At 48.2% G+C, this 24,835-nt stretch carries 19 protein-coding genes; 4 read left to right on the forward strand and 15 right to left on the reverse strand.

The genetic code is table 11. The annotated features are described in order from the left end of the window. Positions 1-88: 88 nt before the first annotated feature. The 4 genes from mukB to cmoM are packed head-to-tail and all read right to left on the reverse strand — an operon-like array spanning position 89 to position 7,353. A complete protein-coding gene (mukB, locus tag M988_RS12405) occupies positions 89-4,543 on the reverse strand; it encodes a chromosome partition protein MukB (protein ID WP_064574378.1) in 4,455 nt (1,484 codons plus the stop codon). Next, a complete protein-coding gene (mukE, locus tag M988_RS12410) occupies positions 4,540-5,268 on the reverse strand; it encodes a chromosome partition protein MukE (RefSeq protein ID WP_008813024.1) in 729 nt (242 codons plus the stop codon). Before mukE ends, mukB begins: the two co-directional genes overlap by 4 nt. Beyond that, positions 5,249-6,571, reverse strand: coding sequence for a chromosome partition protein MukF (gene mukF / locus M988_RS12415; RefSeq protein ID WP_008813023.1), 1,323 nt, complete (start codon positions 6,569-6,571; stop codon positions 5,249-5,251). Before mukF ends, mukE begins: the two co-directional genes overlap by 20 nt. Further along, positions 6,568-7,353, reverse strand: a complete 786-nt coding sequence (gene cmoM, locus M988_RS12420) for a tRNA uridine 5-oxyacetic acid(34) methyltransferase CmoM (protein WP_004095702.1) — start codon at positions 7,351-7,353, stop codon at positions 6,568-6,570. Before cmoM ends, mukF begins: the two co-directional genes overlap by 4 nt. Positions 7,354-7,528: 175 nt before the next feature. Between cmoM and elyC the strand changes: the two genes are divergently transcribed. Beyond that, positions 7,529-8,299, forward strand: a complete 771-nt coding sequence (elyC, locus tag M988_RS12425; RefSeq protein WP_064574379.1) for an envelope biogenesis factor ElyC — start codon at positions 7,529-7,531, stop codon at positions 8,297-8,299. Then, a complete protein-coding gene (locus M988_RS12430) occupies positions 8,296-8,559 on the forward strand; it encodes a hypothetical protein (protein ID WP_064574380.1) in 264 nt (87 codons plus the stop codon). Before elyC ends, M988_RS12430 begins: the two co-directional genes overlap by 4 nt. Before the next feature lie 14 nt (positions 8,560-8,573). On the opposite strand, the gene M988_RS12435 is transcribed toward M988_RS12430, so the two are convergent. From M988_RS12435 to M988_RS22435, 6 genes are all read right to left on the reverse strand, one after another. Further along, on the reverse strand, positions 8,574-9,941 hold the full coding sequence (locus M988_RS12435) for an 8-oxoguanine deaminase (RefSeq protein WP_039188792.1): 1,368 nt from the start codon (positions 9,939-9,941) through the stop codon (positions 8,574-8,576). Continuing rightward, entirely contained in the window at positions 9,916-11,382 is a 1,467-nt protein-coding gene (locus M988_RS12440; protein ID WP_202215731.1) for a nucleobase:cation symporter-2 family protein, read from the reverse strand. Before M988_RS12440 ends, M988_RS12435 begins: the two co-directional genes overlap by 26 nt. Before the next feature lie 124 nt (positions 11,383-11,506). Then, on the reverse strand, positions 11,507-12,922 hold the full coding sequence (locus M988_RS12445) for a nucleobase:cation symporter-2 family protein (RefSeq protein WP_039188795.1): 1,416 nt from the start codon (positions 12,920-12,922) through the stop codon (positions 11,507-11,509). 448 nt (positions 12,923-13,370) lie between these two features. Next, positions 13,371-14,264, reverse strand: coding sequence for a YcbJ family phosphotransferase (locus M988_RS12450; RefSeq protein ID WP_174705405.1), 894 nt, complete (start codon positions 14,262-14,264; stop codon positions 13,371-13,373). Between the two features lie 154 nt (positions 14,265-14,418). After that, complete coding sequence (gene kdsB, locus M988_RS12455) at positions 14,419-15,174, reverse strand: 3-deoxy-manno-octulosonate cytidylyltransferase (protein ID WP_064574544.1); 756 nt, start codon at positions 15,172-15,174, stop codon at positions 14,419-14,421. 4 nt (positions 15,175-15,178) lie between these two features. Next, on the reverse strand, positions 15,179-15,355 hold the full coding sequence (locus tag M988_RS22435) for a Trm112 family protein (protein WP_008813014.1): 177 nt from the start codon (positions 15,353-15,355) through the stop codon (positions 15,179-15,181). A 445-nt stretch (positions 15,356-15,800) separates the two neighbouring features. Between M988_RS22435 and M988_RS12460 the strand changes: the two genes are divergently transcribed. Together M988_RS12460 and M988_RS12465 are read left to right on the forward strand one after the other, a co-directional pair. After that, positions 15,801-19,025, forward strand: coding sequence for a molybdopterin cofactor-binding domain-containing protein (locus M988_RS12460; protein WP_064574381.1), 3,225 nt, complete (start codon positions 15,801-15,803; stop codon positions 19,023-19,025). A gap of 9 nt (positions 19,026-19,034) precedes the next feature. After that, the gene (locus tag M988_RS12465; RefSeq protein ID WP_064574387.1) at positions 19,035-19,493 is read left to right on the forward strand and encodes a (2Fe-2S)-binding protein; all 459 of its coding nucleotides are present in this window, start codon (positions 19,035-19,037) and stop codon (positions 19,491-19,493) included. Between the two features lie 260 nt (positions 19,494-19,753). Here M988_RS12465 and M988_RS12470 read toward each other — a convergent pair whose 3' ends face one another. From M988_RS12470 to msbA, 5 genes are all read right to left on the reverse strand, one after another. Further along, a complete protein-coding gene (locus M988_RS12470) occupies positions 19,754-21,001 on the reverse strand; it encodes a winged helix-turn-helix domain-containing protein (protein ID WP_008813011.1) in 1,248 nt (415 codons plus the stop codon). 139 nt (positions 21,002-21,140) lie between these two features. After that, on the reverse strand, positions 21,141-21,350 hold the full coding sequence (locus M988_RS12475; RefSeq protein WP_004095731.1) for a cold-shock protein: 210 nt from the start codon (positions 21,348-21,350) through the stop codon (positions 21,141-21,143). A gap of 229 nt (positions 21,351-21,579) precedes the next feature. Continuing rightward, positions 21,580-21,789, reverse strand: coding sequence for a transcription antiterminator/RNA stability regulator CspE (gene cspE, locus M988_RS12480; protein WP_004095733.1), 210 nt, complete (start codon positions 21,787-21,789; stop codon positions 21,580-21,582). A 314-nt stretch (positions 21,790-22,103) separates the two neighbouring features. After that, positions 22,104-23,090, reverse strand: a complete 987-nt coding sequence (gene lpxK / locus M988_RS12485) for a tetraacyldisaccharide 4'-kinase (protein WP_064574389.1) — start codon at positions 23,088-23,090, stop codon at positions 22,104-22,106. Continuing rightward, complete coding sequence (gene msbA / locus M988_RS12490; RefSeq protein ID WP_004095737.1) at positions 23,087-24,835, reverse strand: lipid A ABC transporter ATP-binding protein/permease MsbA; 1,749 nt, start codon at positions 24,833-24,835, stop codon at positions 23,087-23,089. The genes lpxK and msbA overlap by 4 nt, the downstream gene beginning before the upstream one ends.

A 24,835-nucleotide genomic window follows, 5' to 3' on the forward strand; every position in this document is an offset into this window, starting at 1 on the left:
TTACCGCCTACATTCTGCCAAAAAAAACGGCCCGATAAGAAGGCCGTTTGCGTTAATAATGATTTCAGTATATGAAATTTATTAGGTTCTAGCTCTCTGACTCTTCTTGAGTCACTGATTCCATTATGTTTTTCTCGGGAGCAAAGCCTCGCAGTCCCACAACATGAACATGTTCAGTGTTATTGAACACTTTACGCATCAGTTTATATGTGGTGCCCTTTTCTGGGCTGATGTTTTCTGGCGCCGCAATAATTAGCTGCATCTCCAGACGCTCACACAGTTCAAACAACGTAGCGATAGATTTTGCATCTAGACGAGCGGCCTCATCTAGGAACAGCAAACGGCACGGTGAAATATCTTTGCCACGTAGACGGCGTGATTCCTCTTCCCAGCTTTGAACGACCATAACCAGAATGGACATGCCGGTACCGATCGCTTCACCCGTTGACAGCGCTCCGCTCTCCGCACGTAACCAACCATCCGAACCACGGTTAACCTCAACTTCCATTTCTAGATAGTTACGATAATCCAGCAATTCTTCGCCAATGGTTTGCGGCGTGCGCTGCCCCATGTCGATTTGTGGATTCAGGCGCTGATACAGTTTCGCTAACGCTTCTGAGAAGGTTAGCCGGTTGCTATTAAACAGATCCTGATGTTGTTCCTGCTGTTCTGACAACACCGTCAACAGCGTTGAGTGAGCTTCACGTACGTTGACATTCAGACGAACGCTATTCACCTGCCCAAAGGCAACTGTCTGCAAACCTTGGTTGAGCATACGAATGCGGTTCTGCTCACGCTGGATGGTCTTGCGAATAATATTGGCGACGCTCTTCGAGCTAATAGCCAGTTTCTGTTCACGGGAGGTCAGCTCTTCTGTCAAACGTGCAAGCTCAATTTCCATCTGCTCGATAGCGTCAACAGGATCATCACTGCGGATAATGTCCTGACGGATACGCTCACGCAGATGCTGATAAACGGCAATATAGAACTGGATTTTACGTTCAGGGCGTTTTGGATCTTCAGACAAACGCAGCACATCTCGCAAATGCTCGTTATCAGCCACCGCCAAACGCAACGCACCTAACGCCTTGTCCGACATAGAACGTAGCTCATCCGCGTCCATATAGGCCAGCTCACGACGATGGAGTCGACGTTCAACGCCATTGTCTTTGACTAAGCGCATCACGGCACACCAGCCTGCTTTCGCGGTGGTAACCTGCTCGCGGATCTGATGGTAATCGCGCTCAACCTTACGCAGGCGTTTTTGCAGATTATCCATTTCTGATTCACAGAACATAATCTGTTTTTCAAGCTGATTACGACGCGCACGGTTATTGCTCAATGCGGTATGCAGCTCATCTCGGCGTATGCGCGCGCGCTCTTCTGCGTTTGGATCGGCCTGTACGCCAATATCTTGCAGCTCTTGAGACAGCTCTTTAAGCATGTCACGCTTGGCTTCAAACGAGCTCTTCAGCGATGCAAGCACCTGATGATATTGAGCCAACTGAGCCTGCTGCTGACGAAGCTGATCGCGGGTACGCGCACGATCGGCTTCAGCATGTTCTAAGCGCTGACGCAGTTTATCGTTAAGGTCAGAGTTCTCCGTCAACATGCCTGCAGAATCGCTGTAGCTGAAGTGTGCACGACGCTGAACCACTTCAGTGAGCGCGAAGGTCTGCTGTTTCGCGGAACGCTGATTTTGCTGAGCCTGCTGATAATCTTGACGCAACTGCTCATGCTGCTCTGGATCGCTCTGCAACACAGAGAGCATCGGTTCCAGCTTGGCTAGGTTTGCCCCATGCTGTTGCAGATAGCGCGCCGCTTCCTGCGCCTCTTCCAGTTCCTCACGGATCTCTTCAACGCGATCCTGTAAGGTTTCATCAGCAAGCAAACCAATATGCGGTGTTAGCTTATGCAGCAACGCAACGCTTTCTTTCGCCTGAGCTAATTGCTGACGTTGCTGCTGCGTAATATTGTCCTGATTATTGAATTCACGTTCTATCTCGGTACGACGACCGTTGATTTGACGTAACTCAGCTTCCGGATCTTGCTCAAATGCAACGGCTAAATGGCTGCCGATAAAACGACTAAACGCCTGATGTAGACGCTGAGTTTTCTGCACGTCGAACGACAGCGTAGCATAACGTTCAGCCAACTCATCACGCCGCGCATACAGCGTTTCCAAACGGCTTTCGCGGGCTGCACGACCAAATAACGGCACCTCAGGGAAGCGAGAATAACGCCACTGGCGATCCGATGCCTTGACAACCACAGCACGCTCAAGCTCATCAGCGGCAAATACGCTGTCATCAAACGACTGCGGATCCCCTTCGATCAGATAGAGATCCTCCGGACAATCTTCCAGCCCCGCCAACTGTTCACGAACCAGAGAAAGGTCTGGGACCACAATCGCATGGCGTGCAGGTCCATATAATGCGGAAAAGTACGGCGCATCATCGATGGTCACGTCATCGTAAATTTCAGACAGCAGAACACCGCCAAAACGTTCGGCCAGCGCGATCAGTCGGCCGTCTTCTGCTCCGCTTGGCTGGCTTAAACGTTCAATCTGGTTCTCAATTTCACGTTTCTGATGAGCAACTTCATCGCGTTCAACGGTAGATTCACGTTCACGCTCCAGCAGTTGTTGCATCTGCTCAGTAACCTGACGACTGTCGGAAAGTTCGTCACCGCACTGATCGCTAAGCTGGCTTAGTGCTTCTTGTGCCGCTAACCATACTGGCGCTTTCGCCGTCAGATCTTTTGCTTTCGCGGTGATCTGCTCCAGCTCCTGACGCAGAACCATGCGGCGTTCGCTGGCTTCGGCAACGTCGAGGGTCAACGTTTCAATCCGCTCTTCCATTTCGCGCTGGGCATCATCCAGCTCTTCTGGCTGATATTGCTGTCCGGTACGTTTACAGAATTCCTGTAATAAACGTTCAGCGTCTTGCTGCGAACGTAAACGCTGTTCTAATTCAGCCAAACGCATACGTAATGGTTGTACACGTTCAGATTGGTGCTGAAGTGAAGACCAGTCGCGTAACAAATCTCGGCCAGCCTGCCATGCCTCGCTGCGGCTCACTTCTCCCACCAGCTTCACGACCAGTTGGTAAGCATTTTCAAACTGGGAATGCGCAGCACTTGCCACATTCATTTTTTGCTCAAGCTGCATCAGAATTTCAGTCGCTTCCTGCTCGCGTGCGCTGAAGGTTTCAAGCCACTCTTCGCTGTTATCGGCGTTGAGATCGGGCAGTTGACACACCTGACGAGCACGCTCTAACGCTTGCAGTGCCTGCTGATACTGAATAGCGCGTGTCTGCTGCACGTCCAATGCCTGCTGGTAATCAGCCAACTGACTTTTTAGCTCATCCACTTCAGCTTCGGCCGCTTCTGAACGCGCTTCATAGTCAGCGTGCAGATCGCTTGCCTCAGCGACAACTTCGTTCTGCTCTTCTAAACGATAAGTCAGCTCTTCCAAATCACTTTGATAACGCTCGATCTTCTCCTGCTGACGCATCGCCGTTTGGACAAGATTTAAGTGATCGCTTGCGGCCTGATAATCGGTTTCGAGATCGGATTCAGAGCCGCTTTGCTCCGCCAGCTCACGAGACATTTCGACATGACGATATTGTTCCGCCAGCAGCTGTTTACGCCCACCCAGCAGCTCACGTCGCAGCAACAGTGCCTGATCGAGGTGAATGCGACGCTCGTTGGCGTGGCGCATATAGTCAGCCGATACATAGGATGTTGCTTCAGTGATCAGGTGTTTGAACAGATCACGGTCGGACTGCGTTACGCGAATAGCTTCAAGCGTCATGCGGTTTTCACGCAGCGCGGCTTCCATATCCTGAAATGCTTTACGCACCCCACTGTTTTCTGGCAACAGATAATCGCGCAGAGAGCGGGTAATCGCGCTGGAAATACCACCGTACAGTGAAGCTTCAATGAGGCGATAAAACTTGCTGCGGTCAGATGCTGAGCGCAGACGGCGTGGGATCACGCCCAGATCAAACATCAAAGAGTGATAGTCGGTGATCGAGTTAAACTGCTTGAACTGTACGCCTTCAATCGCTTCAACTCGTTCTTTTAGCTCGGCCAGCGGTAACACTCGAGCCTGACGCTCGCCCACGGTTTCCGTTAGGATCTGCGTTGGCTGGAACGATGTCGGTAAGCCTTGGATTGTGAAAGGCTTGATATCGACTTTACGGTCGCGACCTGCAACCTGCTGTAAGCGAACCCCGACCAAAACACGCTGGTGACGCGAGTTAACGACGTCAAGCGTGGCATAACATACGCCTGCGCGCAGCTTGCCGTGCAAGCCTTTATCACGTGAACCCGACGTCGCCCCTGCTTCCGTGGTGTTACGGAAATGCAGCAGCGTCAGATCGGGGATTAGCGCCGTAACAAACGCCGCCATGGTGGTCGATTTACCCGCGCCGTTGCCGCCTGAGAGCGTAGTCACCAGTTCATCAAGATCAAAAGTTCGGGCAAAGAAACCGTTCCAGTTAACCAGTGTCAGCGAGCGAAATTTTCCGCGTTCAATCATTCCTGTTCATCCTCCGCATTGTCCGCGCTACCGTCTGCACTGGATTCGTTTTCTTCGTTTTCATCATTCAGCGACAACGTGTTTTCTAACGGCATGGCTTCGCCGTCACGGATCATTCTGAGCTGGGATTCACGTGGGTCATCGCCGCTGCGCACGTCTGCACCAAAGCGGAAAACCGCCTCAGTGATGCGGAATTTAGTGCTGTCATTACCCATGAAATAAACCATGCCCAAACGACGTAGCCTATTTAATGAGGTACGAACTTTCTCTTGCAGCTTTTGACGGTCAAGATCCGAACCGGTGGAGCGTTGGTTAACATACTTCAGTAGCTTGCTTTCATCGGCCAGAGAGAGCAACTCATCATAGAGTTCCTGCTGGCTGAAGATACCTTCGTGCGCCAAACGCTCAGGACTTAAATAGAGGTAGCACAGAATTTTGCCCACCATCATATCCAGCTCAGACAGAACAGAGCGTGGGATAAGCGTGGTAGAACGCGGTCTGAGATAGAAAAAGCCTTCCGGCGCACGAATGAGTTCAACGTTATAGCGGCTATAAAAGAGTTCCAGCTCATCCTGAAAATCCATCAGGAAAGCATGATTATCTAACTCATCAATGCCAATGTGACGACCGGAACGCAGTTGACTATCCAACGCGGGAAACAGCGGGTTAAACACCGCTTGCGCCAGTTTAGCTGGCATCATATTTTCAGTATTTGTCGATGACATGGGCCTGTACCTTGGCTCCGTAATCATTGATCGCCTGCCATTGGGCAGGTAATCCGGTGAAATCAGCTTCAGCCACACCTAAGCGAACGGCTTGGTCGACCAAAATTCTTGCCAAATCGAAATGACGTTGACGCGGATACTGAGCAAGGTATTCGCGTAAAACCGCGCCGAGATCCAGCGGGCGTTGCTCTTTTTGATAAATCTTTAGCTCTTGCTCGATCATTGCCGCCAACTGTTCACGGATTTCAGAAAACTCTTCATATTCCATATCCGGAGGCAGCTCGCCGGTCACTTCTTCGTTGAGCAGCGCAAGCTCTTCGTCACGCATATCAAACAGACGATCGGCATTCGCAATAGTAAGTGCCCAAGGATTGTCAAAATAGCTCTGCACGGACTGACGTAATCGCTGGGCAAAGACGCGGTTTTTATCCATATCAATCGCCGTACGGATAAATTTATGCACGTGTCTGTCGTAGCCGATCCACAAATCGATGGTTAACTGGCCCCAACTGATAATGCGGTCTAACTTGTTCTGCAGATCAAATACTAACTTGTCTACAAATGCCAAATCCGGATTATTCATATTGGCATCTTGAATACGCAGCAAATTGGCCTGCAGCTTATCACCTGCGGCTTCTAGCGTATCCTGCAATTCACGCAGCGTGCCTGAGGTTTCCGACAGCAACACTTCACAGCTAGAAATCGCGGCGCGCCAGTCCTGATTCAGCAGAGCTGCGATATCCGCTTTTACCCCCTGCTGCTGCTCATCCATAATGCGTTGAGTCAGATCGATACTATCGAAAATCTCGGCAACTGAGTATTTCAGAGGAGCAAACACGTTGCGGTGCCAATGATATTCATCGCCACCTTCTTCAGCGGCTTCCGCCGCGCTACGCAATTCTTGCGCCACGATAGACAATTGCATAGACAAACGCAGCGTAGAAAACTCTCGCTGTCGAATGTAATAATCCGTGATGCCAATCCCCAACGGGGTTAGACGATAAATCGCGTTACCGTCGGCTAACTCGCTGGTAAAGCGATTAAGTAAACGCTGCTTAACTAAATCGTTAATCGCATTGTTGGCACGGATTGCTACCGTTTCATGTGTTTGTTCAAAAGCTTTGCTGACGTGTCGGAATGCATCGATCAGTTCGCCTTCACTCATCTCTCCGTCTAAACGCTCACTGTTCAAAGTAGCTATAGCCAAAATGAAAGCCAAACGCTCGGTAGGGAGTGAAATTGAAAAATCATTTTTCCGCGCCCAGGCAACCAGCTCCGGTACAGTCTGGGAGAAATCACTCATAGTTGGTCCTTCGTGTCGGGTTTGTACGCCATCACATGGATGTAGCGTCCCAAACTCACAAAAGGCTCCTGACGACAGTAACGCTGCTCCAGCGCCAATAAATCGTCAAAAGCCTCAATCTGTTGCGTTTTATCTCGCAGGTAATCATGAAATACCCGCACGCCCGTTTTACCGGAAATTGTCAGCCCTATCTCTTCTAACCAGCCATACACCTTTTGCGGATCTAAAGGATGATCAGGGGAAAGCGTTCGAGTTTTACGCTTTTGCATCCCTTGATTGACGTATGCCGTATTGCCAATGATCACGTTTCGCATCAATAGACCATTGTAGTTATAGAACATTAAAGACAATGCGCCGCCGGGATTTAAACACTTCATCAAAGACGCTAGTGTTTCCTGAGGTTCTGCTACCCACTCCAAAACCGCATGGAACAATATCAGATCAACCGGCTGTTCTAAATATTGATGCATCTCTTGTGCAGGACTTTGCACAAAACGCATGTGCTGGCTCACACCTTTTTCATCCGCATAGGCCTGTGCACGCTTTAGCATCTCACCGGAAATGTCGCACAGCGTAATATGATGGCCGCGCGCGGCGAGCTCACAGGATACCTGTCCAAGCCCACCGCCTGCATCAAGAATGTGTAAAGGTCTGTTGGGAAGCTGGGTCAGTAACTGTTCCAGATCCTGCCATAATACGGCCTGACGGATTTTTCCTTTGGTTGTGCCGTAAATATTGCGCGCAAATTTTTCAGCGATATTGTCAAAATTACGATCCTGCATACCTCGACTCATGAATATGTCGGCTCCTGAATATTTGCACAGCGCATCACCAGAAAAATCTCCCGTGAGGGACGCTTTAAACCTGCTATTTTGACACAGGCTGGCATAGAATGAATCTTATCGGCCACATATTCTATCTAGATGTCGTTTTTTCATTCAGAAAGGCACCTGATTTATGCTGTTTGCGCTAAAAAAGTTTGTCGGTGGGCTCCTTTTGCCTCTGCCCTTGTTTCTCTTGATCATCGCAGTGGGCCTGATTTTCATCTGGTGGACACGGTGGCAGCGCTTAGGAAAAATCTGTATTTCACTCGCTTGGCTTGGAATTCTGCTATTAAGCCTACAACCTGTTGCCGATCGCCTGCTGGCTCCACTTGAAAATCATTACCCAACGATCAATACGCCAAGCAACGCAGATTACATTGTGGTGCTGGGTGGCGGCTATACTTTTAACCCAGACTGGGCACCAAGTTCAAATCTCATCAATAACAGTTTGCCTCGAGTCACGGAGGGGGTCCGGCAACTTGAGTTAAATCCTAACGCAAAAATTATTTTTACCGGTGCCGCCGCCATTAGCAATCCAATAAGCAGCGCCCAAGTGGCCGCCAATGTGGCTAAAAGTTTGGGCGTACCCGCTGAGAGAATTATTATCTTGGATAAACCGCGTGATACGCAGCAGGAAGCACAGGAAGTAGCTAAGATTGTGCAAAAGCAGAGGTTATTGCTGGTCACATCTGCAAATCATCTCCCACGCGCGCTACGTTTTTTTAAGGCCGAAGCGTTAGATCCGATTCCAGCACCTGCAAATCAACTTGCTATTTCATCGCCATTAAATCCTTGGGAACGCTGGTTACCATCACCACTTTACCTCAGCCATAGCGAACGAGCATGGTATGAAACCTTAGGAAGTTGGTGGCAGGCATTGCTAAAAGCGAAGGATGAAAAATGAAACACAGAGTAATCAGTATTCTTATTGCCCTGATTGTGTTTGAAGTGCAGGTGATTTTACTTGATGTGTTATCAAAAGCGGAAAACATGCCCGTCAGCTTGAACCCACTGAATGCCATTAACGCGGTGGCGTTCGTACTGGGATGGACAACGGGATTAAACTCCTCCATGGCCTTGGTGACAGCTACTGTGGCGCTATTGCTAATCCCCATCGGTGTCTACTGTCTCTGCCATACTTGGCTGAAACAAAGACACCGATGAAGAAGGAAAACCACCTATAATCTGCCTCGATTCACCAGCAGGCAGGCTAAGCGATTGTGATGCTGCACAACGGAAGGTAAATCAATCGTTTGCAGCTCCCCTTCGCGAATCACCACTCGCCCGTTAATCACATTATAGGCAACGTTACCTGGCGTACAAAAGACCAGAGCAGCCAGCGGGTCGTGTTTGGCTCCGGCCAAATTTAGCGTATTCAGATCGAATGCCACGAAATCCGCCGCCATTCCTGGTGCTAAATAACCAATATCGTCGCGATTGAGCACCTTAGCGCCACCTCGAGTCGCAATCTCCAACGCTTGCCGAGCAGTCATGGCATCTGGGCCAAAGCCGACGCGCTGTAACAACATGGCCTGACGCGTTTCCGCAATCATATTTCCTGCATCGTTAGAGGCTGAACCATCTACGCCAAGTCCCACATTTACACCTTCATCTAACATCGTGCGTATTGGAGCAATCCCTGACGCTAATCTCATATTTGAGCAAGGACAATGAGCAACGCCTGTACCTGTTTTGGCAAACAAACCGATGCCAGCCTGATCCAACTTAACGCAATGGGCATGCCACACATCCGCGCCGACCCATCCCAAATCCTCTGCATATTGGGCTGGAGTCATACCGAAATGCGACTGACTATAGCTGACGTCATTATCGTTTTCAGCCAAATGCGTATGCAACGACACGCCATACTCACGTGCCATTTGTGCCGTTTTCACCATCAATTCTCTGCTTACGGAAAACGGAGAGCAAGGCGCTAACGCTATACGTAACATGCTATAGCGTTGTGCATCATGGTAGCTAGTAATCAGTCGTCGCGAATCTTCCAAAATAGCCTGTTCGCTCTCAACGAGCTCGTCGGGAGGCAATCCACCTTTACTACGCCCAACGCTCATGCTTCCTCGGCATGCATGAAAACGCATGCCTATTTCCCTAGCCGCCTCAATGCTGTCATCTAGACGACAACCGTTAGGATAAACGTAAAGATGATCGCTTGAGGTCGTACAGCCAGAAAGCATCAGTTCCGCCATCGCTGTTTGCGTAGAGACTCGGATCATCTCTGGGGTCAGTCCAGCCCAGATCGGATAGAGATTATTTAACCAACCAAACAATTCGCCATCCTGTGCTTCGGGTATTACACGAGTTAATGACTGAAACATGTGATGATGAGTATTTATCAAACCAGGGATCACGACGTGCCCATGGAGATCAATTTCTTCATCAGCAGGGGCTGCGCACAATTCTTTCCCCCCAACCGCAACAATACGATTTCCCTCAACCAGCAGGCAACCGCCTCTAATCTCTCTTCGCTCATCATCCATCGTGACAAGTAATTCTGCATTTTTAAAGAGCAGCGTTTTTTTGTGCATTTTGTCTCCTCCGCATGGCGATATATTCACGCGTTGTAGTGAAGGCTTCCCGAGCTGCGGTACTGTTCATGTCTAAATCCTGTAACGTGCATTCTTTGCAGCCTGGAATTTTTGCCTGTCTGTCTCGCCCATTGAGAATCAGATTGGCAGCGATCGCAACGACCGTACCTATCGTAATGCCGCTGTGTAAAAACATCTCAGCGGCTTTCGGCATTTGTTGAAATAATTGGGGAACCATCACGGGTAACATGCCTAAACCAAGGGTCAGCGCAACCACCATGCCATTGTTATTATTTCGATAATCAACTTGTCCTAACGTGCGAATACCTGACACCGCGACCATCCCAAACATCACAATCCCTGCACCACCGAGCACAGGCTTAGGTACGGCAACCACGAAAGCCGCTAGCTTAGGAAACAAACCGAGAGTAATGAGAATGCACCCTGCAACGCCGACAATAAACCGGCTACGAACACCGGTCATACTGACCAATCCTACGTTTTGAGCAAAAGCAGCATAGGGAAACATATTAAAAAAGCCGCCAAATAAGGTGGCGGAACCGCAGGCATACAGACCACGTTTTAACGTAGCCTGATCGGCTGGACGCCCCACAATTTCGCCCATCGCCATCATAGATGACATGGTTTCCACCATCACAACGATCATCACCATGCACATCAAAACGGCTGGAAAGAGGTGAAATTCAGGTACGGCGAAACGCATGGGGTAAGGAAAGGTCATCCAACTGGTGGCAGCCACCTGAGAAAGATCGAGCTTGCCCATGAAGTAATACGCTACGGTACCAATAATAATGCCTACCAGCACGGCGATATTCTTCAGCATGCCCTTACCAAAGGTGTAGATCAGCATCACAATGGCAAGCGTAAATAAGGCCATCAATAATGAGCCGTAGCTACCAAAACTTGCGGCATCCAGATCTCCGCCGCCTATCCAACCACCCGCCACGGGGAGTATTGAGAGGCCAATAAGCGTCACAATGGTCCCCATGACGGCTTTCGGGAAAAAGCGTACCAGCTTGCACACAAACGGCGCACACAGGAGTGTAAACCCACCGGCAATAATCACCGCGCCCGAGATACCCCCGATCCCATACTGCTGACCAATCAACGCCATGGGTATTAATGCTGCAAATGTACACCCTTGAACAATAGGTAATTTACTACCAATAATATTGAATAGGCCTATCGACTGAAGAATGGTGGCACAGCCGCATATAAACAGGTCGGTGCTGATCAAGAAAATAATTTGTTCCGGCGTAAAACCAACAGCTTTACCAATAATAAGGGGAACCGCAATCGCCCCTGCATACATGACCAATACGTGCTGCAAACCATAAACCAGCATTTGTCCTATCGGTAATATTTCATCAACAGGGTCTACATCTACCTTAATTTGAGGGGAGTTCTTTCTCTCCTGAATATTGATGGCATCATTATGAATAGCTTTCACGACAGCTCCTTATATCCATGATTCTCAACATCACGGATATTTCATCTTCATCAATATGCAGAAAATGGCCCCTCTCCATTCTCTACATCCGGGTTTAAACAGTTTTTTCTTTAATTGCCTTTGCTAAGGTTATTTTTTTCACTTCCGTATCATCAATTTCATTATCAGGATGGTAACCATTGAAATAGAGATTTAGGCTAACCGCACATACGGTTGCTAGCAGGATCCCGCTATGCAATAAAGGCTGAATTGCCGCAGGTAGCTGGCTAAAGAAATCATGGGAAACCGTGGGGATCATGCCAATCCCTAAGCTGATAGCAACGATGTACAGGTTATAACGGTTAGTACTGTAATTAGCGCGCGAAAGGATACGTATTCCCGTCGCCAAGACCATACCAAACATGACAATACCAGCGCCCCCCAATACAAATTGAGGAATTGAAGCAACAATCAATGCCATTTTGGGAATCAGCCCGAATACAATTAATATCCCACCAGACATAACACATACCCAGCGGCTAGATACGCCTGTGACACTCACTAAGCCAACGTTTTGTGAAAATGAAGTATGTGGGAAACTGTTAAATAAGCCACCAATAACAGTACCGATGCCATCAACGCGTAAACCCCGAATGATATCTTGTTGTTTTGCTGGCCGCCCCACAATATCGCCTAGCGCTAAGAACATCCCCATCGACTCTATAAAAGTAATCAACATAATCACCGTTAATGTGATGATGCTGACGGGTTCAAAGGTTGGCCAACCAAACGCAAATGGTTTAATGGGAGCAAACCACGCCGCATTGCCTAGCCCGGCAAAACTGACTTTCCCCATCATAAAAGCAATGGCAAACCCAAATAAAATACCCAGCAATACCGAAATATTGCATAGGAAACCTTTAGCAAAACGGGTGACTAATAGAATAAATACCAATACCAGTAATGATGTCCCGATATAGATTGGGCTGCCGTAGTCTGGATTCCCTTTCCCTCCCGCAGCCCAATCAATACCCACCTGCATAATGCTAATGCCAATAGATGTGATGACGACGCCGGTCACAACGGTTGGAAATAGAGGCATGAGTCGGCCAATCACAGGCACTAATAATGTGGCGATAATTCCCGAGGCGATTGTCGCACCGAATATTCCCGTGAGTCCTATGTTTGGGTCGGCGCCAATAGCCAGCATAGGGGTCACAGCGGCGAAGGTAACAGACATGATGACCGGCAAACGAATCCCTGCAAAACGGCCAATGCCTAGACATTGTAATAGCGTGACGACGCCACAACAGAAGAGATCGGAACTGATCAGAAAAGCAATTTGTTCTTTGGGTAATCCGAGGCTACCGCCAATCACCAGTGGCACTGCCACGGCCCCCGCGTACATAACTAACACATGCTGAAGGCCTAAAGTAAAAAGCTGCGCAATTGGCAATCTACGTTCCACTTCATCAACGACGGGCTCTATCTTGCTGTGCTCTATTTTAAGGTTAGGATTTATGACGCTCATGGACACATCGCTCCTTACGGCTCGGCTAAAGGGTAGGTTAACCAGCTACGATTCGAGAGCCTTCGCTCCCCTATTTACGGATGTACAGCGTTATCATTGACGCAAATGGCGATGTCGTTGAGTGGACATATCGATTTTTTGCGTACATGCCAACCATGCACAGAACATGCGCACTTTTATTATTTGTAGGGTTAATGAGAAGAAAAACGAAATAATTGCGGGGGAAATCACACTTGAGGCTAAATAAAACCGCTCTTTTCAAAAGATATAGCGAACAAGCACAAAAATAGAGATTTAAAAAAGAGTTTATCGTGCGGGGAGAAATATCAAAGTGGTAGAGGTTTGTATCATTATCACATTTCCGCCTCTCATAGTGATTGATAATTAACCAGCAAACCGCTTTCGATTTGCCGGTTATCGACCGACCAATTAGAGATTATCGTCAATATCAACCAAGCCAAGGCAAGAGTTGCTGTGCAGCGCGATCGACAACTGGACGTTCAACAACGCCGGTATGCAGGTAACGTCCAATAGATTCCCACAATACATAGAGCCACCGCCTCATCATAAAATCATCGCTCACCGGTGCTTTTTGTAAATAGGTATGGAGAAGCTCCGTTGCCATTCCATCTTCACTCAGACGAAAGAGATCATATTCACGCGGTGCCCATAACATCATTCCTGGATTAAGCATCGCCAACAGTTGATCGCTTTTCTGATCCTTTAACATACTTCTTAACGTTAAATTTCCATGTACCAAAACACAACTATCATCAAAACCAGCAAACAGCTCTGGCAATTTCTCTTTGCTGCGAAATAAAATTCGTCGTGTTTCAATACCCAACTCTGTGGTTTGCATATTACCAAGGGTTGACCAAATCACTTCCAAACGCTGCTGATACCATTGCGGCCACGTATTTTCCTGCACGCTATCAACATTTCCTACACAGCCATGGCTATCAATGCGGTGCCAAGAAAGAATGCCTTCCGCAATCTGTTCTTTCAGACATTGCCATCGTTGTGGGGTTCTAGTGGGGGCTTCAACGGAAACGCCGCGCAGACGTTCAATCAGTAGGACTTCTTTATAAGGAAATTGGTGCGTGGTTAATACACCATAAACTGTGGGTAAACGAATATCCCCCTGACGCGCCAGCATTGACAGCTTATAAGCCTCCTGCTGAGCAATTCCTTGACATAAAAAGGTTTTAGCGACTAAAGGTAAAGGCGTGCCCTGTTGATTATAAAGGGTAAAAAGGCTAGCGTACGGCTGTTCACTGATTTGCTCTAAACGGCCTATTGACTCTCCCAAAACGACGCTCAGTTCAGCTTTCAAATGATCCATGTTGTGATACACATTTTGCTGCATTTCACGGTACCTTTTATCGCCATATATTCACTCATCATGGCGGAATTATCGAGGTATTGTATGCGACTAGATCAAAAGAGCGCACTCTTGCACGCTCTTATTTTGAATATAGAGAACTGAAACGATCAGCCTATTTGCTGGCTGCAAAAATACGGCGAACCTGTTCTAAATCTTCCATGGTATCCACCCCTGGGCTTGGCGCGGTCGCGGCAACATCCACGTGGATTTTTTCGCCATACCACAACACTCTCAGTTGCTCTAACATCTCAATCTGCTCAAGGCTGCTTGGCGTCCACGTTACATAGCGGCGGATAAAACCGGCACGATACGCGTAGATACCAATATGGCGCAAGAAAGTATCACCAATCTCATCGCGAGAAACCGCAAAACGATCGCGATCCCAAGGGATTGTCGCCCGAGAGAAATACAACGCATAGCCATTTTTGTCGCAGACAACTTTAACTGCATTAGGGTTAAAAGCTTCTTCACTCGTCGTGATAGGCACCGCCAATGTGGCCATCCCCGCGTCACTGCCCGCCAAATTATGAGCTACTTGACGAATAATTGACGGTGGAATCAGTGGCTCATCGCCCTGAATATTGACGATAATCTCATCGTCGGCAAAACCACATTTCTCGATCACTTCGGCTAAACGCTCGGTGCCTGAATGATGGTCTGCGCGTGTCATACACACTTCACCACCCGCAGCTTCCACGGCTTGTTTAACATCAACATGGTCAGTTGCCACAATCACGCGTGAAGCACCAGACTCCAGCGCTCTTTCCATGACGTGGACAACCATCGGTTTTCCACCGATATCCGCGAGAGGTTTCCCAGGTAAACGCGTTGAGGAATAACGCGCAGGGATAATAGCAATAAAACTCATCTGATTATTTCTCATCCACAGGAAGTAAGCGGGCCTCATTCTCCAGCAGCACTGGAATACCATCGCGTAGTGGGTAACCCAAACGATCGGCTTTACAGACTAGCTCTTGATTTTCTTTGTTAAAGTAGAGTTTTCCATTACAAACAGGGCAAGCAATAATTTCGAGTAAGCGATGATCCATGATTGTTCCTAAACGGGTTCTTGTCTCAGCGAAAAAGCATGTGCTAAGGATAACTCGCAACAGCAAAATTATCACGGCTTGTATGATGATAGGGGCAAATAACGACAAAGATCGCCACAACTTATCAGATCGATAAACAAGACTCTCATTCTGAAGAGAATTTTATCTATTCTCCTTTTGCCCTCCTCACATCAGAAACAGTATCTGTACAAAAAATACGCCAGCATCAGACCAACACCCCAGATTTATGCGATAAACATCACAAATTAAGGATGACAAAAGCCTTCTATCCCGTTGTGGCACAAGTGTTGAATCAAGAGAAATTAGACATGAATTGCGTCGAATCCCCCTCTGACTCGCCACTTTTCATTATTTTCACAACTGCTATCTCTGATGACCTGAATTAAAGAACAGGTTCGTAATAGCGTTACGTAAGGAGAAATTCATGAGTGCATCATGCACCACAACGACAATCCGTCGCGTTGATGGATTGGCTAAAGTCACAGGAACAGCCATATACGGTAACGATATGTCGCTCCCCGGCATGCTGTATGGCGTTTGTCGCTACGCCGACATCGCCGCGGGGAAAATCGAGCACATCGATCTTACGGAAGCCCTCAACATTGACGGCGTCGTCAAGATCGCAACCTATCAAGATATCCCCGGTGAGCCCGTGGTTGGCGTCATCGTCAAAGACTACCTGCCGATTGTTAAAGATGAAGTGGTTTTTCACGGTGATGTCATCGCCGTTATTGCGGCAGAGACATACGAAGCGGCTTGCCTCGCCGCCGACAAAATCCAAGTTAGCTATACGCCTTACACCCCGATTACCGACGTAGAACAGGCACTCAAAGACGATGCTCGCCTGATTCACCCCGAACGCGGTAATAACATTGCGGCGCATCATCACACCATCAAAGGTGATATCGATGCGGGCTTTGCGTCATCTGCACATATTCTTGAACGTGAATACGAAGTCGGCTTTCAGGAGCATGCCTACATTGAGCCGGAAGTGGTGCTGACTTGGCTTGATCCTACCGAACGCCATTTAATTATCTCCGGTTCAATTCAGAATCCACACCGCGTGCGTGGTTTTGTCGCCAAATTCATGGGTTGCCCACAGGGGCATATCAATATCAAACGCGCTGTAATGGGCGGATCTTTTGGCGGCAAAGATGACATTATCGATCACCTTGCTTGTCGATCTGCACTGCTGACCACCTTAACGGGTAGACCCGTCAAATTCTGTTATACCCGTGAGCATTCCATTCTAGAAAGCTGCAAGCGCCATCCGTATAAGATGAAATACAAGGTTGGTGTTGATAACCATGGCCAAATACAGGCGATGAAGATTGATATTTTGGCCGACAGCGGCGGCTATGCAGCCTCAACGCCCTTCGTGACATGGCGCAGCTCGGTTCAAGCCGCGGGCCCTTATCGAATTCCTAACGTTCGAATTGACGTCACCGGCGTCTACACCAATAACAGTTATACCTCCGCAATGAGAGGTTTCGGTTCCCCTCAGGTGGTGTACGCCAATGAATCCTTGATGGATGAAATCGCCGAGCATCTGCAAATATCACCAGTCGAAATTCGCCAGATTAATGCGCTGCAGCAGGGAGATGCTTCAGTCACTGGACAAATTTTTGATAAGCATACTGTTTCTGCTCAAGAGGTTTTAAATCGCGCCGTCGAAGCCGCAGATTTCAACAACAAACGTCAACATTACGCCGAGCTAAACCGTCAAGGCGGCGTATACCGCTATGGCATTGGTTTAGCCCTCAGCTACCGTGGCTGTTCCATCGGTGCCGAAGGTGTGGATACGTCCACTGCGCTGGTTCAAGTCAACGAAGACGGTAGTATCAATATAGCGACCTCGGTTTCTGAAAATGGCCAAGGGCTGCAAACCACCATGTCGTTAATCGCTGCCGAAGCTTTTGGCGTACCGCTGGCAGAAATTATGTTCAGCGAGCCTCCTACGTCGGTTATCGGCGATGGTGGTTCAACGGCGGCGACACGCGGCACGTTAGTCGGCGGTGGCGCAATTCTTGATGCCGCCATGAAAATCAAACAACGCATTCTCGGCGTGGTCGGTGAACTGATCGGCACTCGGGAGTTAGCGGATACTCTTTGGCAAGACGGTTTGATTATCAATAAACACGACCCGTCACAGTCTATTGATTTCAAAACCGCGGTAAACAAAACTAAATGGGCCAGCGTCAGCCTGACAGAATATGGCTGGTTTGTTCCACCACCGATTCATTGGGATGAAGAAAAAGGCACCGGTAGCCCCTATTTCACCTGGGTTTATGGCTGTCAGATTGCAGAAACTCGCGTCAATGTGAGTACGGGTAAAACCGATTTACTCCATGTTACCGCCGCCCATGATGTCGGGCATGTCATCAACCCCGTGGGCTTTAATGGGCAGGTGAGCGGTGGCATTGCGCAAGGCTTTGGCTATGCGCTGCTGGAAGATTTCAACATTGAGAATGGGCAGGTAAAATCCGAAAACTTCGATACTTATCTCCTCCCCACCATCAAAGATATCCCTGAAATCACTATTATCGGCGTCGAGAATCCCGATCAGGCTGGGCCTCTAGGGGCCAAAGGTATCGGAGAGCCAGCAACAGAGCTGGCTGCTGCAGCCATCAATAACGCTCTGAGTTTCGCCTTACAGACACGTTTCAACAAGCTCCCACTGACACTCGAGCAGGTGATATTGGGCTATAACCTGAAAAAACCCGCCAGACAAAGCGAACTCATGGTTGAGACAAGCAACAAAAAACAGGTTCTACGCTTAACTGACGTCAGCGTTACTCGACCAAAAACATTGTCCGAGGCCTTAGACTTGCTGGCTCAGGACGATGTCAGCGTTATCGCTGGCGGCACAGACGTGATTGTTCAAGGACGCTTGCAAACCAAGCCAATGCATCTGATTGATATTTCACGCTTATCAGAGCTCACGCAAATTGTCGAAAACAACGGTTGCTTAGAAATCGGGGCGGCAACAACGTTTAACCGCATCGTTGAGCATGAAATCGTTAGAACTCGCTACCCGCTGCTGGCGCAAGCTTGTAAAACCGTAGGTTCGAATCAAATCCGTAACCGAGCAACTATCGGCGGTAACATGGTTAATGCGGCTCCCTGCGGTGATTCTTTGCCTCCGGCGATTATCTATGATGCGGAGATTGAATTGCAGTCTCGTGACAGCACACGTCGCATGCCTCTGTGTGAGTTTCTTCAGGCTGGATATAAAACTCAGCGTAGACCTGATGAGCTGATGACCAAAGTGATATTGCCTGCACCACCGCAACCAATACCACATGCGTTCTATCACCAATTGGGACGGCGAAACGCGCTAAACATTACCCGCCAAAGCTTAACCTGCCTAATCGCCTGCGACTCTACCGGCGTTTTGAACTACTGCCGTTTGGTTGACGGGGCGCTGTTTAGCAAACCACAGCGATTACTGGATATAGAGCGCTGCCTGCTCGGTCATCATTTGACGTTGGAAACTATCGACGCCGCCAGCCAACAGCTAGAAAAACTGATCTATGCAGCCATCGGCAAACGCTGGTCTGCCGCCTATAAACAGCCAGTATTTATTAGTATGTTCCGCGACATGATGATGGAAGCGCAAACATCGCTATATCAATCAGAGCAAGCTTAGGAGTATGTGATGAGCAAGATTAAAGTAAAGGTCAATGGCAAACTGATTGATGCTCAGGTCAACGGACAAATGCGTCTGTTAGATTTTGTGCGAGATAAATTAAATCTCACAGCAACGAAAGAAGGTTGTGCCGTCGGTGAGTGCGGAGCATGCACCGTCATTATGGATGGTAACGCCGTTTGTTCTTGCCTCGTCTTAGCTGAACAGTGCGATGGCGCTGAAATTACCACGTTGGAAGGGCTCAGCAACGATCCAATGGCAAAAAAACTGCAAAATGCCTTTGTTGAACATGGTGGTGTGCAATGTGGTTTTTGTACGCCCGGTGTTTTAATGAGCACTTCGGCACTTCTGGCCAAACATCCTAAACCTAGTGACGAACAACTGCTGGATGCGCTAGAGGGGAATATCTGCCGCTGCACCGGCTACCAGCCTATCATCCAGTCGATTCATGCTGCACTGAAAGAGTAAGTCACCCGCTTTGCTCACCCAATAAAAATCGGCCTCGCGCCGATTTTTCTTTTCGTTAACATTAAAAACCCATTCATAAAACATGTTGCAGTTGAATTTACAGAGGAGTAAATTAGTAAATGTGACCAACATCACACAATCCTGCAAAATTAGAAAGTAAGACACATATGAAACTGCTGAATAAAATCATCGCGATGTTCGCCAATTACAGTAACTGATTGGCTAAAGGGCAATGACTGAGTCATTGCCCTTTTTGCACCCTATCCATTTTCACCTTCAACGATGTCTAATCGCCATCCTTCTCCCCAATAATGACGCCAGCTCTCTGGCTGATTCCGGACAACAACCTGCGTAGCCTGTTGCCATGCCGCAAATCGGCTGATTGATTTCTTTAGTTCATTCAGCTTCTTATCACTAAATTTTACGTCAGTTTCTTGATAGCAGGACTTGAGCTCTAATACATTCTCTTTGCGATGCACTTTAGCATCGACTCGTCCCACCAAAGCCCCCTGCTGTAATATCGGTAGGGAGAAATAACCAAAGTTTCTTTTAGCTTCTGGCGTATAACATTCGAGGCGATAGTCAAAATTAAACAGCTCAAGCGCTCGGCGGCGGTCCCAAACCACAGGATCAAAAGGAGAAAGTAAGGTGGTGTGAGTCGCGATTAGCGCCTCTGCCCGTGCTTTTTCTAATAGAGAATGGAGACTATGGTGTACGTAGTAGCGCTCTTGAGTTCCCGCCAGCAAAACCGGCGTGATTTCCTGACGATCCAGCATCTGTGCAATCATCGTTTTAATATCAATTTTTTTCAGCCGATAGTAATCGGGTAACCACTGAGCCTTAAACACGCCTAAACTACGAGCGCTGTTGATGATCATTCTTTGCCGTGCAAGCTCTGGGCTAATGTAATGTACTTCATCATTCCAGTCAGGAATGACTCGCTCCGCTAAATCGTAAATACGATGGAAATTCTCACGTGCTTTTACCATCAGTTCACCGCACGAAAATAGCGTCTCCAAATGGCGTTTTTCTGGTTTCCACTCCCACCATCCGCTGGTCTTTTTATTACGGACGTTAAAATCCGCCGCTTTCACCGGCCCGTATTGACGAATATGAACTAAAAGCGCGTCAATGGCCTGCCGATGTTCATCGTGCCATTCTTTCGAGTATTTCCACCCCATATTATCAGGCGCCAACATCTGTGGCCGCACGAGAGAGTAGTCTTCCCGAGGAATAAAACAGGCTTCATGCGCCCAGTACTCAAAGATTTCACCATTGCGCAGTGCATCATCCAACCAATGGTTTTGGTATTCGCCTAGACGGGAAAACAGGACCAGATAAGGACTCCGCGCCACAACGTTAATCGTATCAATCTGCAACAGGCTCATTTGGCGTATACAGTCGACAACGTCACTCGCAGTAGCTTTGCGTTGGTATGGTTCAGCGAGTCCCTGAGCATAGAGATGCAAGTTTCGCAGTGTGTTTAGCGATAAAGATAATTCAGACATCGTGACCAGACGAACCTCATAGCAAGAGAGCCGGAAAGATGATTATACGCGAAGGGATTGAAGTAGTAACAAGAGGAAAAAAGTACACTTCAGCCAGCGTGAAGATGTGTAGGGAATAACGCTGGCTGATACGCTGTCATCAGTAGGCGATGACGTCTTCTGCGGTGAGACCGCGGCTACCTAGGTAAGTTGAGAATTCAACGCGCTGACCCTCTGTCAGTAGTTTTTTGCGTGAATTTGCAATGCCTGAACGATTAACATAAATATCATTACCACCGTCAAGTGGAGAGATAATGCCGAAACCTTCAGATTGGCTGTACCATTTTACTAGACCCATTTTTAGTGTCATATTTTTTACCTTATATTTACATCCCTCTAAATTCTAGTTCAGATTAGGATGTGTAGCTCATATTCAAGTTATCGTTAAGAACCTCTTCGAGCGGATTATTAAAAACAAAAGCCCGCCGATGGCGGGCTTTTTGGTCTTGTTACTGACTCCGCAGAATATTGCCAACACCCTTGGTGCTAACCCACTGCGATAACGATCAGTTCAGTATCAAAACAAGTTCTCTGTAATCTTACAGAGCAACAACATTCGCAGCAGCCGGCCCGCGCGGGCTGTCCTGAATGGTGTATTCTACACGCTGGCCTTCGGCCAGAGTTTTGAAACCTTCGCTAGCGATAGCTGAGAAATGTACGAATACATCTTTGCCACCGTCGTGCTGTTCGATAAAACCGAAGCCTTTGCTTTCGTTAAACCATTTTACTTGACCAGTCTTCTTAGTCATTTGTATTACCTTTATAACTTAATTAAATTTGCCCTAAGGCGTAGGGGCCGAGCTCAGAAACAATACTTATGGATGGCACTAAGAAGGTGGTTCGTCTGACAAGCGGAATCGGAAGATAACGTCTTAAGGAGGAACTGCTTTATCTCATGTCGTGCATAAATAGGTCTGTATCACAGGCCAAAGACATTTACTCATAAAGGCGAATAATGAGCAAGCCTTTCTTTTAAAAAAATGACGTGCCGGAAATATTTAAACGCAAAACTATATGCATCCAAAGATAAAAAATAGCGGACTGAAATCTTATGGCTTGATAACTAATGCTTTTCCAACACTAGCGTAGTAATTTTTGTTAACAATTCATTCCCCTGTTCTGAAGGAATCTCAGCGCTAACAGGTAAATACCACCAGTTGGATTGAGCGAATTTTCGGCATTTAACCGCGTCTTTTTCAGTCATGATGAGTGGCTGACTTTCTGGCGTTAGCGCATTTAAAGCGGCTGCGTCATATTCCTGATGATCGGCGAAAGCAACGCAGTTGGTTACCGTTGTTCCCAACTGGTTTAACGTAGCAAAAAAACGGGGAGGATGACCAATACCAGCCATTGCTACTGCGGGCATCAGTGAGTCAGCGGCACAGCGATCGCCGGTCTGAATATTCACCAGTGTGCTACCAGCAAGCTTCATCGGAATTTCACCCGCAGCAGCTTGACCACCATTGGTAATAACCGCGTCGACGGAACGTAAACGCCCTGCTCTTTCGCGCATTGGTCCTGCAGGCAACCACCAGCCGTTACCAAAACGACGCACACCATCAACCACGACAAGCTCAATGTCTCGTGCCAAAGCATAATGTTGTAGGCCATCATCAGTAATGATCACATCTATTGCGGCATGTTCAAGAATCGCTTTTACGGCGTCGCTACGCTTCGGTGCAACGGCTACCGTTGCGCCTGTGCGTTGATAGATAAGAACGGGTTCATCTCCCGCCTGAGCCGTTGACGTCTCTTTATCCAATAAAAGAGGATAGTGTTCTGAACGACCACCATAGCCACGTGATACCACACCAACACGCAGCCCCTTCGCCTGTAATTGCTCAACCAGCCAGATCACAACGGGCGTTTTACCATTTCCCCCCGCGGTGAGGTTTCCCACCACCACCACAGGACACGGTGCTTTCCAACGTTTTAACCAACCAGCTCGATAACATAACTGACGAATACCGCTCACCAAGCCATAGAGCCAGGAGAGCGGTAGCAGAAGCAGGTATAAAGGCGATTGCCCAGACCAGATACGCTCAATCATTGCCCGAACTGTAACCTGTGCAGCTGTGCATAAGCACCGTTCTTCGCCAGCAGCGTTGCATGGTCACCGCGTTCAGCGATATAGCCGTCTTCCACCACGATAATCTCATCAGCTTTCTCAATAGTAGAAAGACGGTGAGCAATCACCAGTGAAGTACGGTTCTTCTGCAGCTCATCTAACGCAGACTGAATTGCGCGTTCGGATTCCGTATCCAATGCTGAGGTCGCTTCATCAAGGATCAACACAGGGCTGTCACGCAATAGCGCACGAGCAATAGCGATACGTTGACGTTGCCCCCCAGACAGCAGAACACCGTTTTCACCAATGACGGTATCCAAGCCATTTTCCATTTTCTCAATAAAGTCCATCGCATATGCCATGCGCGCGGCTTCTTCGATTTGCTCGCGGCTATAGACTTCGTTACGTGCGTAGGCAATGTTGTTCGCAATCGTATCGTTGAATAAATGGACATTCTGAGAAACCAAACCAACCTGATTACGCAAAGAGCTCAGCGTATATTCGCGCAAATCATGACCATCCAGCAGGATCTCACCTTCTTGGATGTCATAAAAGCGCGTCAGCAAGTTTGCAATGGTTGATTTACCCGACCCCGAGCGCCCAACTAAAGCGACGGTTTTGTTAGCAGGAATTTTGAAGCTAACGTTCTTAAGCGCAGGTGCACCTTTACCGTTATAGCTAAAGGTGACATTACGAAACTCCACGTCACCCTTCGCACGCTCAACTTCCAGCTTACCGGTATCTTTTTCTTGCTCAAGATCCAAAATTGCAAACAGCGTTTGACAAGCAGCCATACCGCGCTGGAATTTGGCATTCACGTTAGTCAATGACTTCAGTGGGCGCATCAACGCAATCATCGAGGAAAACACAACCGTGATAGTACCCGCGGTTAGCGTTTCCATCACTGACGGAACACTGGCAGCATAAAGAACGAATGCCAAAGCAAAAGAGGCGATTAATTGGATAACCGGATCTGATACTGAAGAGGCAGCCACCATCTTCATATTCTGCTGACGCATCCAGTTACTGGTTTTGTCAAAGCGCTTGCTTTCGACTTTCTGTCCGCCAAAAATCAGCACCTCTTTGTGCCCTTTCAGCATCTGCTCCGCGCTGGTGGTCAGCGTACCCATGGTGTTCTGCATATTCTTACTGATATTGCGGAAACGCTTCGACACCATACGAATGGCAATGGAAACCACTGGGGCAATCACGATAAGAATAAGGGATAGCTGCCAGCTGTAGTAAAACATCATGCAGAACAGCGCGATGATGGAAGCACCTTCACGCACAACCGTGATCAAAGCATCCGAAGACGAAGAAGCCACCTGTTCTGAGTCATAGGTGATGCGCGATAACAGCGTACCCGTGGACTGTTGGTCAAAGAATGAAACCGGCATCCCCATCATATGGCTGAATAAGCGACGACGCATATTCATCACCACTTTGCCAGCCACCCAAGAAACACAATAGCTAGAGATGAAACTGGAAATCCCACGGACAATCATCAATCCAATAACGACGAATGGCATCCATTTCAGAATATCGGTCCCTGTCTTGCCAAAACCATCATCCAATAATGGCTTTAACAAGGAGAGCATGTAGGCATCACTACCCGCGTTAATTACCAGAGCAATCGACGCAACAATTAGGCCTGCCTTGAAAGGAGAGATCGATGGCCATAAGCGACGAAATGTTTGCCAGGTCGAAAGATCTTTGTCATTCAGCAT

Origin of the sequence: Hafnia paralvei ATCC 29927 (assembly GCF_001655005.1) — a bacterium.
Classification (GTDB): Bacteria; Pseudomonadota; Gammaproteobacteria; order Enterobacterales; family Enterobacteriaceae; genus Hafnia; species Hafnia paralvei.